Here is an 18,490-nt window from a genome sequence, read left to right on the forward strand (position 1 = left end):
AAGGCAAGCCTGACCTATGCTGGTTCTCGGCTCGGTCGAGTCGTCGGGGATCGCTCGGTGCAGAGAGGTGAGGCAATGAGGTCGGTTCGGAATTCGCGCTGGTGCCGGGCGGGGGTCGCCGCGGTGGCGAGCGTGCTCGCGCTCGGGCTCAGCGCGTGTGGGTCATCCAGCGACGACGCGAGTTCCGGTGGAACGCCGGTCACCGTCACCCATGCACGAGGCACCACGACCGTCAGCGGCACGCCGGCGAAGATCGTCGCCCTGGGTAACCAGTGGCTGGATGCCACGCTGGCATTGGGCGCCACCCCGGTCGGCTACGTCGACAACATCGGCGTGCTGGCCAAGACCGCGGTCCCGTGGGAGCCCGCGACGCTCGCATCGGCCAAGGCGCTCAACCCGGGAGGCAACCTCGCCGAGCAGGTGGCAGCCCTGGAACCGGACCTGATCCTGGCCGATCCATTCATCGCCGATCAGAAGACATACGACGAACTGTCCAAGCTGGCGCCGACGCTACCCGCCCTCGGCAAGGACGCTGTGACCCCGTGGCAGGACCAGGTGACAACCTTGGGCAAGGTGCTGCACAAGGAAGGTGACGCGGACCGGGTCATCGCCGGCGTGCGCCAGCGGCTCGACGCGATCGCTGCGGCCAACCCCGGCCTGAAGGGCAAGACCTTCGCCAGCACATGGCTGGCCGGGCCGTCGCAGCTCATGGTGCTGACCGATCCGAACGACGGCTCCAGCCAGCTGTTCACCCAGCTCGGCATGACGATCCCGAAGAACTTGTCCGACCAGCCGGCCAACCAGGGCAGGCTGGCGCTGTCACCGGAACGCCTGAACGAGTTGCAGGCCGATCTGCTGCTTGCCGGCTACTCCCCGGGCCTGGACGAGAAGTACCGGCAGCTGCCCGGTTACCCGGAACTGCCCGCGGTGCAGAAAGGGGCTGTGGTCTTCCTCACCACCATGGAGATCTCCGCGGTGAACCAGCCGACCGCGCTTTCGGTTCCGTACCTGCTGGACAAACTCGCGCCCGCCTTCGCCAACGCGGCGAAATAGGCGCTGACCAGAACGATTCGACAAGCGGAGGTTAGCGGTCGTGCCCGCGCTCACGTATCCAGACCAGACCCGATTCGCGCTGCGCGCGGGTGTCACTTGCCTGACCACCCCGGCGGGCGCGGTGCTGTTGAATCCGCCGCACAACGAGAAGCTGACCGGGTTGGCCGCCGGTCAGCTCCAGGCACTGAAAACGCTGAACCAAGGGCCCGCCACGGTGGCCGAGATGTCCGGGGGCGCGGGCGATGCCGATGTCGCCGGGCTGATGGACCGACTGGCCGACGGCGGCTGGCTGGCTGTCACGGTGCGCGACGGCGGGCGCGACCTCTACACCATCCAGCCGTTCGGGCAGCCGCCCGCGCGGCCGACCACGGCGCTGCCCTGGTCGGCGACACTGTCGAAATTCGCGGTGGTGCACCGGGACTCGCTTGGCTTCGTGTTGGAACACCCGCGAGCGTGGTGCGATCTGCGTATCCACGATCCGCGGCTGCTCGCACTGCTGGACGGACCCGGCGCGGCAGAGGCCAACCTGCCGATCGTGGTCAAGACGCAGTTCGCCGACGACCTGCACTGGTGTGGATTCCTGGTGGCCGACCCCGATGCGGAGGAACGAGAGTTCGCCACCCGCAGTTGGAGCGCACCCGATCTGTGGTTCCATCGTCGCAGCACGCTCGGCGAACGCACCGTCACGTGGGAGAACTTCGGCCCGACCAAGTGGGCGAAGGGCCAGTTCCCGCCCCCGCCCGCCCGAAAGACCGCCTATCCGGGCGCGCTGGTGAACCTCCCGGTCCCGGATCTGGCGGCACTGCGCGCCGAGGATCCGAGCCTGACCGCGGTACTGGAGGACCGGGCCTCTTGTCGCGCTTTCGATGACAGCGCGCCCATCACCCTCGATCAACTGGCCGAACTGCTCTATCGCACGGCGCGTACCCGCGCTGTGGAAACCGTGAGCGGTGAGGAATTGACTTCGCGTCCTTACCCTTCCGGCGGCAGTGTGCACGAATTGGAGGTCTACCCGGTGGTGCGCCACGTCGGCGGGCTGGCCGCGGGCATGTATCACTACGATTCGTTCGACCATGTGCTGCGCCCCGTCGCGCCCGCGGATTCGCCCGCGGTGCAGCGACTGCTGCGCACTACCTCGGCAACCCTTGCCGAGGGCGCCGAACCGCAGGTCCTGCTGCTGGTCTCGGCCAGGGCGGGCCGGGTGATGTGGGGCTACGAGCAGGTCGGCTACGCCAACATCCTCAAGCACGTCGGCGTTTTCATGCAGACCGTCTACCTGGCAGCCACGGCCATGGGTCTGGGCGTAGTCGCGCAAGGGTTCAGTGACACCACGGCGTTCGGTGCCGCGGCAGGCGTGGACGAGTTGTCCGAATGCAACGTGGGCAGCATCATCGTCGGATCACCCGGCTGAGCGACGCCAGGACGGCTATCTGCGACGACGGCCCCTCCGGGATCCGGAGGGGCCGTCGCGCATCAGAGGGTCAATGCTCAGTCGTGGCAGCTAGTGCGGCGATGCTGCGCTGCCAGAGCCGGGTCAGGCGGTCGGCGTCCGCCTCGCTGAACAGCGCCTCGCTCCAGCGCCAATTCGTCGTGAGCTGCGGGCCGTCTGGTGTGCTTCCGATACCCGCGATCACGTCCAGCGCGTAGCGCAGCGGCAGATCCGGTTCCGGATCCAGCGGCAGCGCGTCGTTGCGCGGGCCGGTGAGCAGCGACCACGGCTGATCAACGGCCCCGCTCAGGTCGACGCGACCCAGGTAGTTGAACTCGACCTGAGGTTCGGCGGCCGTCTGCAATTCCGGAACACGAGACACGTACCGGAGCAGGCCGTAGTCCAGGCCCTGCTGCGGGATCGCCCCGAGATGCGCTTTTACCGAGTCCAGCAGGGACCGGGCCGCGGCCGGATCCGCTTCCGCCCGTCCGATCTCCACCGCTGCCGGACCGGCACCGAGCCGAACCGGGAATACGCTGGTGAACCAGCCCAGCGTATTCGTCGTGTCGGTGTCCAGGGTGGCATCGGCCCTGCCGTGGCCCTCCAACGCGATCAACGCGCCGGAGGACGGGTCCTGCCCGCGGTCCCGCCGCCAGCTCGCGATCGTCATCGTCAACGCGGCGAGCAGGAATTCGCGCACGCCTTCTTCCCTGGTGAGCGCCGCCAGGATGCGTTCGGTCATCGGCACCGGAGTGACCGCCGATGTCACCCGCAGGGTCGACCAGGTGTCGCTCGCGGGATCCGGATGGCGGTGTCCGAGGGCGGGCTCGGGGTCGCGGACCTGCTCGGCCCAATAGTCGCGCTGAGCCAGCACTTCCGGGGTGGCGGCCCGCTCCCACATGAGCTTCGACCACCGCCGGTAAGAGGTGAATTCCGGCAGAGTCTTCGGCGCGGCTCCGGATTCGATCGCCCGCCACGCCTCGGTCATCCCGCCCAGCATGATGTGCCAGGAGACGACATCCACGGCCAGATGGTGCACGGTGAGCAGCAACATCTCACGGTCTGGTACACCGGTGAACCAGACCGCCCGCACCATGTCACCGGTGCGCGGATCGATCTGATCCAGCACCGCGCGTGACGCGTCGGCTATCGCCGAATCCCATCCGGCGTCGGTGTCCTCCGCCAGCCGGACGGCGGTGAGCAGGTCGGTAGCGTGGACCACGCCGGGTTCGCGGGTGACCAGGCGCGGCCCCTCGGGGGTGTCGCGCAGCAGGGCGCGCAGTGTGTCGTGGCCGTCGAGGAGCGCCTGCAACACCGATTCGATTGCGGCACGGTCCACTCCGGCGGGCAGTCGAAGTAGCGCGGTCTGCGTGAATCGGCGGTAGTTGCCGTACTCGTACATCCAGGACACCACCGGTAGCGGTAGCACCTCGCCGTAATCCGCACCGGGCAGGGACGGTCCGGCCCCGGCAGCCGCATCGATCGCCGCCGCGAGGTCGCGGATGGTCGGGGTGGACAGCACCATGCGCGGGCTCACCGCGATGCCCCGCCTGCGGGCCTTGTTGACCAGCGAAATGGCCACGATGCTGTCCACACCGAGTGCGAAGAAGTCGTCGTCGATGCCGGGGACCTTGCCGTCGAACAGCTCCGCGAACACCTCGGCGACCGCACGCTCGGTGTCGGTCGACGCCGCGGCGCGCACCGCCCCGGGCGCACCGCCGGACAGCGCCTGCTCGGCCAGCTGGGCCAGCGCTCGACCGTCCAGCTTGCCGTTGGCGTTCACCGGTAGCTTCGCCAGCGCCACGATGCGGGCCGGAACCATGTACGCCGGAAGCCGTTCCGCGAGCTGGGCGCGCAGCCGGACCACGTCACCGTCTCGATTCTGCTGGCGCACAACGAAACCCACCAGGCTCGCGCCGCCGGCACGGCGCACCACGGTTACCGCGGCGGTGGTCACGCCGGGCAGCCTGCGCAGCGCGGTCTCGATCTCGCCGATCTCGATGCGATATCCGCGAATCTTGACCTGCGCGTCGGCCCGGCCGAGGTAGGCGAAGCCGCCGTGCGGCAGACGACGTACCAGGTCTCCGGTGCGGTACATGCGCAGACCGGGCCGCAGCGGATCCGCCACAAAGCGATCAGCGGTGACAGCGGCCTTGCCGGCATAGCCACGAGCCAACTGGGCGCCGGATAGGTACAGCTCACCCACCGCGCCGTTCGGTACCGGACGCAGCCTGGAATCGAGTACGTACGCGGATGTTCCGCGGTTCGGAGTGCCGATAGTCGGAGTGGCGTACGCCTCGACCGGCGCGACCACCGCCTCGACGGTGGTCTCGGTGGGGCCGTAGCAGTTGTAGACGACGGTGCCCGGCAGTGCGCGCAGCCGGGACCACAGCGCGGTGTCGATAGCCTCGCCGCCGAGCGCGAGCACCGGAAGCCCGCGCTCGAGCAGCCCGGCCGCGGCCAACTGTGCGAACATCGATGGGGTGGTGTCGATCATGTCGATCCCGTGCGCGAGCATGCCCTCAACCAAGCGGTGCGCGTCGCGCATCTCCTCGGCGTCGAACAAGTGCAGCGCTTGTCCGGCCAACAGGCCGACCATGGGCTGCCAGGACGCGTCGAAGCTCAGCGACCACGCGTGCGCAATGCGCAGCGGGCGGCCCAGGCGTGCCATCGCAGGACGGTAGACCCGGTCGCGGTGGTCGGCGAAATACGCTGCCATCGCGGCATTGGTGCCGATGACTCCCTTCGGTTCTCCTGTGGAGCCGGAGGTGAAGATCAGGTACGCGCGGTGTTCCTGATGACGCGGGATCTGCGGTGCGACCGCGGGACGGCTCGAAACGCGCTCGGCCACCACGGGGTCGTCGAGGACCAAGGTGGACAACCCCGGCCCGGCCATTTCCCGGCACGCACCTACGGTGACGGCGACCACCGGTTGCGCTTGACGCAGAATGGATTCGATGCGCGCGGAAGGCAATGAGATGTCCACCGGCACATAGGCGCCGCCCGCGGCGAGCACCGCCAGGATGGCGACGATCGATTGCGCGGAGCGCGGCAGTACCAGCGCCGCGACCGCTTCCGGGCCGACGCCGTGCTCGCCGAGTTCCCATGCCAGACGGCTCGCGGCGTCGTGCAGCTCGGCATAGGTGTACCGCTGTCCCGCGCCGGTGGTCAGCGCGAGCGCGTCCGGGGTAGCACGCGCCTGGCATTCGAACAGCTCCCACACCGTCGGCTCGGCCGCGGCATCGGCTTGCGCCGCGACGGCCCGGTATTCGGCGTGTTCAGCCGGATTGAGGATATTCAGCGCGTCCGCCGTATCGTCCGCGACGCTCGGCAGCTGCCGTAGCACCGTGAGTAGTCGCTCGCCGATCTCCGCGGCCGGAAAATGCGGCAGCGCTTCGGGGATCGCCTCGATCAGCACCACCAGATCGCTGTCGTCGAGATGGGCGACCACCGTCAGCGGGTAGTGCGCCAGGCTCTCCATCTCGATCGGGCGGAAGCATGTGCCGTCCGGCGCGGTGAACTCCTGAATCGCCTCGTTGATGGGTGCGTTCTCGAAAACGAAGAGGGTGTCGAAAAGTGGGCCGTGTCCCGCGACGCGCTGCAGGTGCGACAGGCTCAGGTAGCCGATGTCGCGCATGGCCGCGGACTCCCGCTGCAACCGCGCACACTGCTCGAGCACCGAGGCCGTGTGGTCGAGATGATGCACCACCGGCACGGTGTTGATGAACAGGCCGACCATGCCCTCCACCCCGGACAGCTGGTCGGGCCGCCCGGAAATCGTGGTGCCGAACACGACGTCGCGGCGATCGGTGAGCCTGGCGAGCACTACCGTCCATGCGAACTGCACGGCGGTGTTGAGGGTCAGCCCGTTGCGTCGAGCCCACTGCTGCAGCTGCGTGGTTTCCGTCGCGGGCAGTCGGAGCTTCGTCTTCTCCGGCACGGTGGTCCGGCCGGCGGCCGCGCCGTCGGCGAGCATCAGCGGTCCGCTCAGTCCGCCAAGGTATTCCGCCCACTTGGCGGTGGCCGCGGCGGCGTCCTGCGCCACGAGCCAGCCGATGTAGTCCCGGTAGGGCCGCGGCTTCGGCAAGCAGTCCAGCGATCCGCCCGCCCGGTACACCGCCAGAAGCTCGGTGAAGAACACCGCAACCGCCCAGCCGTCCATCAGAATGTGGTGGGCGGTCAGGATCATCCGGCGGGTTTCGGCGCCGGGCACGGTGAGCAGCACGATGCGCAGCGCAGGACCCCGGCTGAGGTCGAACGGGCGGCGGCGCTCCGACTCCGCGATGGCGTCGAATTCCCCCGGCACCGCGATACGTTCGGTCCAGGGCAGCTCGACGTGGGTCGGCACGATCTGCACGGGCCTCGGCACATCGCGGTCCCAGAAGGCGGCGCGCAGATTCGGGTGCCGCACCAGCATGGCCTCGGCGCTGCGACGCAGCAGCCCGACGTCGAGCGGGCCGTCGATGTCGGCCACGAACTGCATGGTGTACAGGTCGATGCCGTCTCCGCTGAGCCGGGACAGCGAGAACAACCCCTCCTGCAGCGGACTCAGTGCCAGGACGTCCTCGATCTGCGGCGGCGCGCTGGTCACGACTGCGCCTGCCAGGATGCGGTGAGCGCGGCCAGGGCATCGGCGTCCAGGCCGGAAGCACTCATCGGCGTGCTCTCCGGCGGCGCGGACATCGAATCCGAGTCCGGCGCAGGTTGATCCGCGGCCGCGTCGACCGCCGCGGCCAGTTCCGCGATGGTCATGTGCTCGAAGACCAGCTGCGGTGTCAGCGGTAGACCGAGCGCGGTGGCGCGGGCCGACCACTGGATCGAGATCACACTGTCGCCGCCGAGTGCGAAGAAGTTGTCCTCGGCCTCGACATCGGTGATCTCCAGCAGTTCCTCCAAGAGGGCGATCAGCGCCCGTTCGGTGGTCGCGGAGCCCACGGCTACCGCCGACCGCCGACCGTCGACCGGCACGGCGACGGGCGGTGCGAGCAGTCGCTCCAGTTCGGCGGCGGGTAGCACCGTCAAATCCGATACAGGGCTGTTCGGTGCCACCGCGTACGCGTCCAGGGTGGCCGCGAGTGCGTCGGCGATCAGCCGTGCCGTCTCCGGTTCGTACAGATCGGCGTTGAGCACGACGCGCACGTCCATCCCGCCGTCCGCGGTCACGTTCAGGCTCAGGTTCAGGTCGAGGAACGAGACGTCGAAGTCCACCGGCAGCACCGAGACCGTCGCAGCACCCGTACCGGTCAAATCGTGCTCCTGCGGCGCCCAATCCGCGCCCCGGAAGTGGATCATGCTCTGGAACAGTGGGTTCCGCGATCGCGTTCGGGGCGGATTGAGCGCCTCCACCAGGCGTTCGATGGGCAGCTCCTGATGACCGTACGCGTCCAGCACCACGTTCCGGGCGCGGCTGACCGTTTCGCGCAGGGTCGGATCACCGGACAGATCGTTGCGCAGCACGACCATATTCGCGAACAGACCGACGAGCGGCTCGGCCGCCTTGTCGACCCGGCAGGCCACCGGCGTGCCCAGTGCGATGTCGGCGCCGCCGCCGAGCTTGTGCAGCAGGGTCGCGACGACGGCCTGATAGACCATGAACTCGCTGGCTCCGCATTCCTCCGCGAGGGACGTGATGCCCTCGCGGAGCGATTCCGGCACCCGGAAGGTCACTACCTCACCCCGTTTGCCGAGCACCGGCGGTCTCGGACGGTCGGGCGCCACCGAGATCTCGTCGGGCAGACCGGCCAGTGTCCGGCGCCAGTGCTCGATCTCCGACTGCCCGAATGGATGCCGATCGCCTGAGCCGTCCTGGTCGAACGCGTCGCGCTGCCACAGCGCGTAATCGGCGAACTGGATGGGCAGCGGCGCCCAGTCCGGCGCCCGGCCGTCGGTCCTGGCGCGGTAGGCGATGATCAGATCGTCGAGGAGGATGCCGAGCGAAGCGTGGTCAGCGGCGATGTGGTGGACCAGCAGCGACAGCACATGAGTCTGCGGGCCGAGCGCGAGCAGTGCTGGCCGGACCAGCGGTTCGGACTCGACCGCGAACGGATAGCGGCGCAGCTCGGCCAACGTCGCGTCGAGCTGATCCGGCGCGATCTCGGCTACCGGCACCGGCACCTCCAGCACCGGATGCACCAGCTGATAGGGAACACCCTCGTGTTCCGGGAAATTGGTCCGCAGCGCCTCATGCCTGGCCACCACGTCGTTCACCGCGGCGGTGAGCGCGACACGGTCCAGCGGCCCGTCGAAGCGCAGCGCGAACGGCAGGTTGCCGACCTCGCTCGCGCCGTCCATCCGATACTGGAACCACATGGCCAGCTGCGAGTAGGACAGCGGAATGCGTTCGGGCCGAACCCTTTCGGTCAGCACTGGGCGTACCGATGCCGAAGCGGCGACCGCGTCGGCAGCGCCCGCCTCGTCGGAGTCCATCGCATCGAGATCGATGCCGAACTCGTCGCGGAACTGCGTGACCAGGCGCGCCGCGAGACCGGCCGGAGTCGGGGTGTCGAAGACGACGCGGACGTCGAGTTCGACACCGAAATCGGCGCGAATCAGCGCGACCAGCCGAGCGGCGAGCAAGGAATGACCACCCAGTTCGAAGAAGGAGTCCTCGGCGCCGACCCGCTCGACGGCGAACAGCTGGGCGAAGCCGGCGCACATCCGGCGTTCGGTGGCGGTGGCGGGCTCCCGGTAGCTGCGGGCGACCGCCGGTGTCGGCGCGGGCAGCGCCCGCTTGTCGAGCTTGCCGTTGACCGTCAACGGAATTTCCGGGATCACCGTGAAGGCGCTGGGAACCATGTACTCCGGCAGCGCCGCTGCGGCGTGCGCGCGGATCTGCTCCGGATCCATCTGCGCGGGGCGGCTTTCGCCGTCGGCGGGCACCAGGTACGCGGCCAGCAACGGGCCGACGGCCGGGTCCTCCGCGACCACCACGACGCAGTGACCGACGGATGGGTGCGCGGAGATCGCGGCCTCGACCTCACCCAGCTCGATCCGGAAACCACGGACCTTGACCTGCTCGTCGGCCCGTCCGACGAACTCCAGTTCGCCGAAGACGTTGCGCCGCACCAGGTCTCCAGACCGATACAGCCGAGCGCCCGGTGTGAACGGATCCGCAACGAAGCGCTGGGCGGTCAGCGCCGCCCGGCCCAGATAACCCCGCGCCAGCTGGTCGCCACCCAAGTAGAGCTCACCGACTACACCCGATGGCACCAGTTGCAGCGCCTCGTCCAGCACATAGGTGTAGACGTTGCGATTCGGCACACCGATCGGCACGACTCCGGTCCCCTGCGGCCCTTCTACGGTCATGTGCGTCGAGCAGACCACCGCCTCGGTCGGGCCGTAGTGATTGCGCAGTTCGGCATCGAAGACACCGGCGAACTTGTCGGCCACTTCGCCGGGCAGCGCCTCGCCGCCGACTGGAACATGGCGCAGTGCCCGCCACTCGCTCACCTCGGGCAGTAGCAGGAAGGTGCTGAGCATCGACGGCACCATGTGCAGCACCGTGACCCCGCGACGGGTGATCAGGTCGGCGACATAGCGGATGTCTCGGAACGCGTCCGGCTTGGGCACGATCAACCGAGCGCCGAGAACCAGGGTGACGAAGATGTCCAGGAGCGAGGCGTCGAAGCTTACCGAAGACGACTGCAGCAGCCGGTCTTCCGCGGTCATCCCCCATTCGGCGATGAATCCCTGGATGTGATCGGCGATGGCCGCGTGCGGCACCGGAACACCCTTCGGCTTGCCGGTAGAGCCCGAGGTGTAGATGACGTAAGCGAGATGCTCCGGCCGTAGCGGACGCACGCGGTCGGCATCGACGGGGTCGGTGTCCGGCTCGCCGGCAGCCACCGATTCCGCGGCATCCAGCTCTACCCGGCCGAGCACCAGCCTGGGGCGTGCGTCCTCGACCAGATACTCGATCCGGTCGTCGGGGTACGCGGGATCGATCGGCAGGTACGCCGCACCGGACTTGAGCACCCCGAGCATCGCGACGATGAACTCGACCGACGTGGTCATTCGCAGGCCGACGATGTCTTCGGGGCCGATGCCCTGGCCGATCAGCCAGCGCGCCAGGCGGTTCGACCGGCAATTCAGCTCGTCGTAGGTCAGCTCGGCGGTGTCCGCGACGAGCGCCATGGTGTCCGGTACCACTGCCGCACGGTGCTCGAACATCGCTACCAGGGTCGTCGGTTCGTTCGCGACCAGTTCGCCGTGCGACTGCTCCAGGATCGCGGTGCGGTCGGCCGCGCCCAGCAGGTCCAAGTCGCCGATGCGGCGATCGGGTTCGGCGAGCGCGCTGTCGAGCAACTGAACGAAGTGCGTGAGCATCTGTTCGACGAGCGCTTCGGCGAGCACGTCGACCTGATACTCGGCCTCGACCAGCGCACCTGATTCTTCCATGACCACGGCGAAGGCCAGCGGCACCTGGCCGGTGGGGGCGCCCAGCTCCAGCTGCCGGGCCTCGATTCCGGCCAGCGCGAAACCGTCGGCGCTCTTGCGCAGGCTGAACCCTAGCCGCACCAGCTGGTCCATGCCGTCACGACCGGCGATACGCTCCGGATTCACCTCGCGGACGACGCGATCGATGCCGACATTCTGATGCGCGAAGGCGGAGACACAGGTTTCCCGCACCGCGTCGATCAGGCCGGCGAAGCTGTCGTTCTTGCTCACGCCGATGCGCAACAGCAGGGTGTTGCCGAAGTAGCCGATCCCCCTCTCGGTTCCGGCCCTTCGGTTGGTCACCGGAATGGACACCACGAAATCGGCTGCCGCCGTGTAGCGATGCACGAGCGCGCCGTATGCGGCGAGCAGGACCATGAACGGCGTGGCCGCATGCTCGCGACCGAAGGAGTCGAGCCGGTCGGCCAAGTCGCGCGACAACCGTCTGGTGCGCCGTTCGACCTGCTTGGAGGGGTTCGCGGCAGCGGATCCCGGCAGTTCGAGCGGCTCGGGCAGCGGGCGCAGCGCGGTTCGCCAGTATTCGATGTCGGCGGCAGTCGGTTCGGCAGGCGGATCGAGCACCTCGACCGCGACGAACTGGGCCGGACTGTCGGTGCGCTCGCCGTCGTCGTTGTACGCGGCGTTCAACTCGGCGAAGAACACGCCCCAGGCATCGTCGTCCCAGCAGATGTGATGCACGACGAGCACCAGCACGAACTCCGCCGCCCCGGTTCTGATGAGAGTGATGCGCAACGGCAGGTCGGCGGCCAGATCGAAGGGCCTGCCGAACTCCCGGCGAGTGAGCACCTCGACCCGATGTCCGCGCCCCGACTCGGGCAGATCCGTCAGATCCACCGAGTGCCAGGTGATCTCGGCACCGTCCTGGACGACCTGGTATGGCTCGCCCTGCGCATCCACCCCGTAGGTGGTGCGCAGGATGCCGTGCCTGGCGACGACCGCGCCGACCGCGGCGCGCAACCGCGCCTCGTCCACCGGGCCGGTCAGCCGGTAGGCGAGACAGATGTTGAGCGTCGTGTCCGCAGCGTCCCGGGTCTGCAGGAACCACATCCTGCGCTGTCCTGCCGACAGAGGGTACCGGTCCCCAGCCCGCACCGTCGGTCGCGGTTCAGCGGCTGCTTCCGTCACGGCCAGACCGCTTTCGCGTAAGCGTTGCTGCAGAAGCAGCTTGCGGCGCTCGAGCAAGGATAGGTTCGTGGCATCGGTGTCTGACATGAATCTGGCCCCTCAGCCCTAGTTGGTGTTCTCTGCCATCAGCAGCACGACGTCGTCCAGCGACGCGCCGCCGAGAATCGCCGCGACCGGCAGGTCCCGGTCCAGCTCCGCCTTGACTCGCTTGCGGAAGTCCAATGCCTGCAGCGAATCCAGGCCGAGCGCCACCAGCGGGACGGAGCCGTCGATGGACTCGGCGCCGTCGGCCCCCATGACCTTGCGCAATTCGGTGAGCATGCGGTCGGCCAAAGCAGGCTGGTCGGCCGGCGACGCGGCCGGCAGCACCGCGTGCGGTACCGGAGTGATGGTGACCGGCGGCGAAGCCGCGACCGGCGGCTGGTCGGACGGCACGAGCAGCGACGACAGCACCGCCGCCTGGCCGTAGACCTCGAGCACCTCGGACAGCAACGGCCAATCGGCCGCGATGACGAGCGCGTCACTCCACGGCCCGGAGAGTCCGGCCGCGATGGCGTCTTCCGGGTTCATCGGAATCGCGCCCGCGCTCGCGACTCGGTCGAAACCAGCAGCGTCGAGCGGCCCCGCCGCATTCCAGAGACCCCATTCGATCGAGACGCAGTCGATCCCCTCGGACCGCAGTCTGCGTGCTGTCACGTCGAGCATGCGGTTGGTCGTGGCGTAGAGGATCTGGCCGCGACCGCTGAATGTGGCCGCCGTCGAAGAGCACAGCATGACCCGGCACCCGGCAGTGCGGGGTACCTGCGCCAGCACGGCGTCGAGGCCGAGGATCTTCGAGGCGGCGGCTTGGACCACCAAGTCGGCGGTGACATCGGCCGATTCGGCGTCGACGTAGTTGACCGCGGCATGGATGAGCAGGCTCACCGGCCGGTCGGCCTGCTCGGCCGCGAATCGGCCCACCGCGCCGGGATCGCTGACATCGCAGCTCGCCACGACGATCTCGGTGTCGCTGAGCGCGCGCAGCCGGCGCAGTTCGGCGGCGTTCGCGTCGGTTTCACCCGAGCGGCTCAGCAGCGTGACGCGACCAGCGCCTGTCTTGGCGTAGTGCTCGCAGAAGCGCAGGCCGAGCTGACCCGTGCCGCCGACGATCAGCACATGCGCGAGATCCGCCGCGTCCGATCCGGGCGCGGTAGCGGAGATCAAGCGCTTCACGAAGACCTTGCCGTCGCGCAGCGCCAGCTCCGGCTCCCCCGCGGTGTGCAGCGCCGCGATGATCCGGGCCGCCTGGTCCGGGCCGGCCGCGTCCGCGGGCAGGTCCAGATGGCGCAGGCGGACGCCGGTTCGCTCGATGCCGATGCTGCGGAATCCGGCCGCGACACCGCTGTGGAAAAGGTGCGGCACCGGATCGGCCGGGCGCACCGCCTCCCCGCCGACGGTCACCAGCCAGCATTCCGAGTCGGCTCCGGGCCGCAACCGATCCAATGCGGGCTGCCAGGCGCGCTCGGCGAAGAATTCGACGTAGTCGGGAATTGTTCCGGCACTGTCGGTGTCCGCCCCTGGTGGCAGCAGCACGACCGCGGTGTCGAAGTCGGCGGTGTTCGCCGGGCTGAAGCGGAAAGCAGTCGCTCCGTGCCGGTCCGCCGCTGCGACCAAGGCGTTTGCCAGGTCCGCGCAGCGGCCGGTGTGGTCGACGATGGCCAGTCGGCGTGGCGGCAGCAGTGCGCGGCGCTCGAGTGGACGCCACTGCTCCACCAAGCGCTGCGGCTTCGGCGCTTCCGGCACTGTTTCCAGCGGACCGAGCGCGCCGATCTCGGGGGCGGCCCACAGCTTCTTGGCCCTCAGCACGGTGTGCGGGAAATCGCGCAGCGGCAGTGCGGGCGGCCCACTGGACTCGACGCGCAGCGCATTCCAGCGGTATTCGGCGTCGTGCACCGCGACCGACGCCACGTTGCGGGAGAACTCGGCCAACGACTCCGCCGTCCGCAGCGAGGTGCCGATTACGCGGAAGTCCTTCGCAGGCAGCGTCTTCGGCACCAGGGTCAGGTTCTCCTGGAGCGCCAGCTGCAACGTCGGGTGCTCGGCGATCTCGATCAGCGTGTCGATCCCGTCGGTGGCGGCGGCGACCACCGCGCGATCGAACCGCACACGGTTGCGCAGATTCCAGTACCAATACTGATCGTGGCGCAGGTCCGGAGTGATGGGCGCACCGAGCGTCGCACCGTAGCTGGGGATGTCGGTGGCGGTGAAGTTACTGCTGCTCATCTCGTCGTTGAGCGCGGCCTCCAAGCCGGTGCGGAACTCGCTGACGATGGAGGTGTGCGCCGGGTAGGCGACGCGAATCTCCTTGGCGAACTGGCCGCGGGCGTTCGCCAGCTCCACCATCTCGACGATGGTGTCGCGATCGCCGGAGATCGCGAGGATGTGCGGCGAATTGACCACCGACAGCTCGGCCCAGCCGGAGTGCCTCGCCAGCAGAGCCTCGCAGGCGTCCCGATCCATGCCGAGCACGGCCATCGAGTAGCCGCGCGGCGAGAGGCTGGCGACGCATCGAGAGCGGTGCGTCACCGCGAGGACCGCGTCGCGCAGCGTCATGACACCCGAGACGGCGCCCGCCGCCAGCTCGCCCTGACTGTGCCCGATGGTGGCGTCCGGGTCGACACCAGCGGCTTGCCACATGGCGGCCAGACCGGTCATATGAAACATCAGCGCGGGTTGGACTTCCCAAACGGCGTCATCGAATTCCCCCGTGTGCCCGAGCAGGTAATGCAGCGGCTTCGAGTGACCGAACCGATCAAGGTGGATGGCGGCGCACTCGTCGACCGTCCTCCGGTACTCCGGCGAGCTCTGGTAGTAGAGCGTGCCCATACCGGGACGCTGGCTGCCTTGACCGGGGAAAACGAAGCCGATACGCCGCGCGACCGCTGGTCCCTCGCTCGACACCACGGCGGGGTGCGCGGCGTCCGCGACGACCGCCCGCAGCGCGTCCAGCAATTCGTCGTGTGTGGTCACCAGCGCGAGCGCTCGGTAGCGGCGCGGCGTGCGTGTTCGGAACAGCATGTCCGCCACCCGAGCGGGATCGATCCGCGAGTGGCAGTCCAGGTAGGCCAGGATCGCTCCGGCTTCCGCGCGCAAACCCTCGGCGCTGTCGGAGGAGAGCAGAACCGGGATGGTGCCGTCCGGCATTCGGTAGCTAGACATCGGTGTCCTCCTCCAGGACTGGCATGCCTACGATCGCGTGCGCGTTGGTGCCTGCGACACCGAACGAGGACACGGCGCCATAACGCACGCCGTCGATGGGCTCCCATGGTTCGAACTTCGCGGCCAGGCTCAGGCCGGACGCACTCCAATCGATGTCGGTCGTCGGGTTGTCCGCCCACAACGTCGGGGCGATCTGTCCGTGCGCGCCGCACAGCAGCACCTTGATCAGGCCGAGCATGCCCGAGGCGGCTTGAGCGTGACCGACATTCGACTTCACCGAACCGAGCAGCGCCCGGCCGCCCGCGGATCCATAGGTCGCGCTCAGCGCCGCGAGCTCCAGCGGATCGCCGACGGGGGTCCCGGTGCCGTGGCCCTCGACCAGCCCGACCAGTTCCGGCGCGACACCGCTGACCGCCAAAGTGTCGCGGACCAGTCTTTCCTGGGCTGCGGAACTCGGCACGGCAAGCGGCGCGCCTTTGCCATTGTGATTGACCCGGGACCCCAGCAGCCGTCCATACACGCGATGCCCCTGCGCGCGGGCTCGTGACTCTCGCTCCAGGACAACCACGCCCGCGCCCTCACCCCACAGAGTGCCCGTGGCGTCGGCGGAGTAGGCACGGAGGTGCCCGTCGGCGGCCAATGCGTTGTTCTTGGAGAACTCGAAGAAGGCACCGGGGGTGCCCATCACGCACACACCCCCTGCCAGCGCCCACTCACATTCGTCCGCGCGGATGGCGGCCGCGGCCTGATGCACCGCGGTCAGCGAGGAGGCGCATGCGGTATCCACGCTCACCGACGGACCGACCAGGCCGAGTCCGTGCGAAATCCGGCCCGCGACGGCGCCGAGCGCGGTACCGGTCGCCCGGTAGCCGCTGTACTCGTTGACGCCGGTGACACGCGGACCGTACTCGGTGATCGAGACGCCCATCCAGCATCCAGCGGCGTGCCCGTCGAGCGTGCCCGGGTTGATGCCCGCGTGTTCCAGCGCCCGCCACGCCACTCGCATGCCGACCCGCTGCTGCGGATCCATCGCCACCGCCTCGCGCGGCGTGATGCCGAAGTACTGCGGATCGAAATCGGCCGCGCCGTCCAGGAAGCCACCGGCGTCGGGCACCGCCGACCAGCCGTCGAGGCGACCGAGCGCGAGCAGTTCGGCGATCGGCCACTCCCGGTCACGTGGGAACGGCGCGATCATCTCGCGCGATTCGGCGAGCATCGCCCAGAAAGCGGGAAGCGTATCGATGCCGCCGGGCGCCTCGACGGCGATGCCGACGATGACAATCGGATCGTCGCTTGCAGTTGTGCTCATCATGTCCTCCGCGCGGTCGCTAGGCGACCGGACTGGCCTGCGGCACAAGTAATTCCGCGATGCCGTCGAGATGGTCGTGCAGGTAGAAGTGGCCGCCGGCGAACAGCGTCACCTCGGCGCCGGACCGGGTGTGCGCCGACCACGCGTACAGATCGCGCGGGGCGACGAACTGGTCCTCGTCACCGCCGAGCACCTGGATCGGCGTCTCGATCCGTACGTCGGCGGCACAGGCGTAGGCGTCGAAGGCGCGGTAGTCCGACTTCATCACCGGCAGCGCCATCCGCAAGACGTCGCGGCTGGACAGCACGTCGGCGCCCGTCCCGTTGAGCGCCGTCATATGGTCGAGCAGTTCCTCGTCGTCGGTCGGATGCCCAGGCAGATCGGCGATCAGGCCGGGGGCCGCGGCGGACGACACCGCGAGCAGCCGGACCGGCACGCCGGCGGCTTCGGCCAAGCGGACGAATTCGAATGCGATGATCGCGCCCATGCTGTGGCCGAAGACGGTCAGCGGAACGTTCGCAGCGGGCTCGGACCGGAAGGCTTCGAACGCACCGGCCGCGATCTCGGGTAGCGTCGCCGCGGCCGGTTCCGCGGCGCGGTCCTGACGACCGGGGTACTGCAGCAGTTTCGTGTCGAAGTGTGCGCTCAGCGTCTTGGAGACCGTGCGATACGCGGAAGCGCCCGCGCCCGCGTGCGGAAAGATCAGTAGCGGTGGGCAGTCCACCGAGTGCGGTTTGTGGAACTGTCGGATCCATCCGAGACTTGCTGGCATTTCTTGACTCCTGCTCCCGCCGGACGTCCCGCGGCGCGACTACGCACCGCGAGCCGCCACTGTTGGTCGGCGGCGTACAACACCCCCCGCTCGCTGCACTGACTGATGTTGGTCTTTGGTCGGACGCCAATGTTAGCCTAGGCTATCCTAAATAGCGATAGGTCGCCCCGGGTCACCGGTCCGCGAGATAGCCGCCACGTGAGAAGAACTCGGCCCCGGACTGCGCGACCCCCGCCGCGGTACGAACGCGAGTGATCACCAGGCCGCGATTGCCGCCGCGATGGGCGTCGGGACCGGTCACCACCGCGCCGCCGCCCTCCTGCACGATCACCCGGCCGGGGGTCCCGCCGTAGCGCGCCTCCGAAACCCGCGCCTCGAGCACCTCGATCCGTTCACCCCGATAGAAGGTGAACGGGCGCGGATACGGCTCGGACAGCGCGCGCACGAAACGCTCCAGATCCTCGGCGGTCCAGTTCCAGTCGATGCGGCTGTCGCGGTCGGAACGCTTGTGGAAGTAGGTTCGTTCAGCCTTGTTCTGCGGCCGCCAGACCGCCGTGCCGGACTCCAACGCGGCCAGCGCCTCGTTCAGCGCGCCGGGAATCAGCTCCATGCCGCGCAGCACCAGATCGGTGCCGGTGTCGGCGGGACCGATGGGCAGCGAATGCTGAACCAGGATGTCGCCGGTGTCCAGGCCGTCGTCCATGCGGTGCACGGTGAGTCCGAATTCGGATTCGCCGCTGATCAGCGCCCACAGCACCGGGGAGAAACCGGTGAACTTGGGCAGCAGTGAATCGTGCAGGTTCAGCGTGCCGTGCGGCGGTAGGTTGTACAGCTCGGCGGGCATCCAGGTGTACCAACTGTTGACCACGATGACATCGGGCTCGGCCCGCTTCACCAGGTCGATGGTCCCGGAGTCGGCCCGTTCGGTCAGATGCACCGGAATGCCGTGTTCGCGGGCCAGCTCCTCGACCGAATCCGACCAGATCGCCTTGTAGGACTGCGCGCTGGCCGGATGGGTGACGGCAAGCACCACCTCGTGCTCCGAATCGATCAGAGCCTGCAGGGTTTTGCGCCCCCAGGTCTGGAAGCCGAACGACACGATACGCATGAAACGAACCTCATCTCAGATAAACTAAGGCTAGCCTAG

Annotated in this window: 8 protein-coding genes; 2 read left to right on the top strand and 6 right to left on the bottom strand. The window is 68.6% G+C overall.

Annotated elements, in window-relative coordinates:
* Nucleotides 1-75: 75 nt before the first annotated feature.
* Together IU459_RS09070 and IU459_RS09075 are read left to right on the top strand one after the other, a co-directional pair.
* Nucleotides 76-1,053 carry an ABC transporter substrate-binding protein gene (locus IU459_RS09070; RefSeq protein WP_195129025.1) on the top strand — a complete coding sequence of 326 codons (978 nt, stop codon included), beginning with the start codon at nt 76-78 and terminating at the stop codon, nt 1,051-1,053.
* A gap of 40 nt (nt 1,054-1,093) precedes the next feature.
* Nucleotides 1,094-2,464, top strand: coding sequence for a SagB family peptide dehydrogenase (locus IU459_RS09075; protein WP_195129026.1), 1,371 nt, complete (start codon nt 1,094-1,096; stop codon nt 2,462-2,464).
* 70 nt (nt 2,465-2,534) lie between these two features.
* On the opposite strand, the gene IU459_RS09080 is transcribed toward IU459_RS09075, so the two are convergent.
* The 6 genes from IU459_RS09080 to IU459_RS09105 form a co-directional block, all read right to left on the bottom strand.
* A complete protein-coding gene (locus IU459_RS09080) occupies nt 2,535-7,073 on the bottom strand; it encodes a non-ribosomal peptide synthetase (RefSeq protein ID WP_195129027.1) in 4,539 nt (1,512 codons plus the stop codon).
* Nucleotides 7,070-12,151, bottom strand: a complete 5,082-nt coding sequence (locus IU459_RS09085) for a non-ribosomal peptide synthetase (RefSeq protein WP_195129028.1) — start codon at nt 12,149-12,151, stop codon at nt 7,070-7,072. Before IU459_RS09085 ends, IU459_RS09080 begins: the two co-directional genes overlap by 4 nt.
* A gap of 18 nt (nt 12,152-12,169) precedes the next feature.
* Nucleotides 12,170-15,262, bottom strand: a complete 3,093-nt coding sequence (gene nbtC / locus IU459_RS09090; protein ID WP_195129029.1) for a nocobactin polyketide synthase NbtC — start codon at nt 15,260-15,262, stop codon at nt 12,170-12,172.
* Nucleotides 15,255-16,571 carry a polyketide synthase gene (locus IU459_RS09095; RefSeq protein ID WP_195129030.1) on the bottom strand — a complete coding sequence of 439 codons (1,317 nt, stop codon included), beginning with the start codon at nt 16,569-16,571 and terminating at the stop codon, nt 15,255-15,257. Before IU459_RS09095 ends, nbtC begins: the two co-directional genes overlap by 8 nt.
* Nucleotides 16,572-16,590: 19 nt before the next feature.
* Complete coding sequence (locus IU459_RS09100) at nt 16,591-17,343, bottom strand: thioesterase II family protein (protein WP_195129031.1); 753 nt, start codon at nt 17,341-17,343, stop codon at nt 16,591-16,593.
* 172 nt (nt 17,344-17,515) lie between these two features.
* Nucleotides 17,516-18,451, bottom strand: a complete 936-nt coding sequence (locus IU459_RS09105) for a methionyl-tRNA formyltransferase (RefSeq protein ID WP_195129032.1) — start codon at nt 18,449-18,451, stop codon at nt 17,516-17,518.
* Nucleotides 18,452-18,490 lie beyond the last annotated feature (39 nt).

Source organism: Nocardia amamiensis (assembly GCF_015477605.1).
In the GTDB taxonomy this organism is placed as follows: Bacteria; Actinomycetota; Actinomycetes; order Mycobacteriales; family Mycobacteriaceae; genus Nocardia; species Nocardia amamiensis_A.

Coding starts and splice junctions, on each gene's coding strand:
- IU459_RS09070 (WP_195129025.1), top strand. CDS start 76: ATGAGGTCGGTTCGGAATTCGCGCTGGTGCCGGGCGGGGGTCGCCGCG.
- IU459_RS09095 (WP_195129030.1), bottom strand. CDS start 16,571: ATGAGCACAACTGCAAGCGACGATCCGATTGTCATCGTCGGCATCGCC.
- IU459_RS09105 (WP_195129032.1), bottom strand. CDS start 18,451: ATGCGTATCGTGTCGTTCGGCTTCCAGACCTGGGGGCGCAAAACCCTG.
- nbtC (WP_195129029.1), bottom strand. CDS start 15,262: ATGTCTAGCTACCGAATGCCGGACGGCACCATCCCGGTTCTGCTCTCC.
- IU459_RS09100 (WP_195129031.1), bottom strand. CDS start 17,343: ATGCCAGCAAGTCTCGGATGGATCCGACAGTTCCACAAACCGCACTCG.
- IU459_RS09085 (WP_195129028.1), bottom strand. CDS start 12,151: ATGTCAGACACCGATGCCACGAACCTATCCTTGCTCGAGCGCCGCAAG.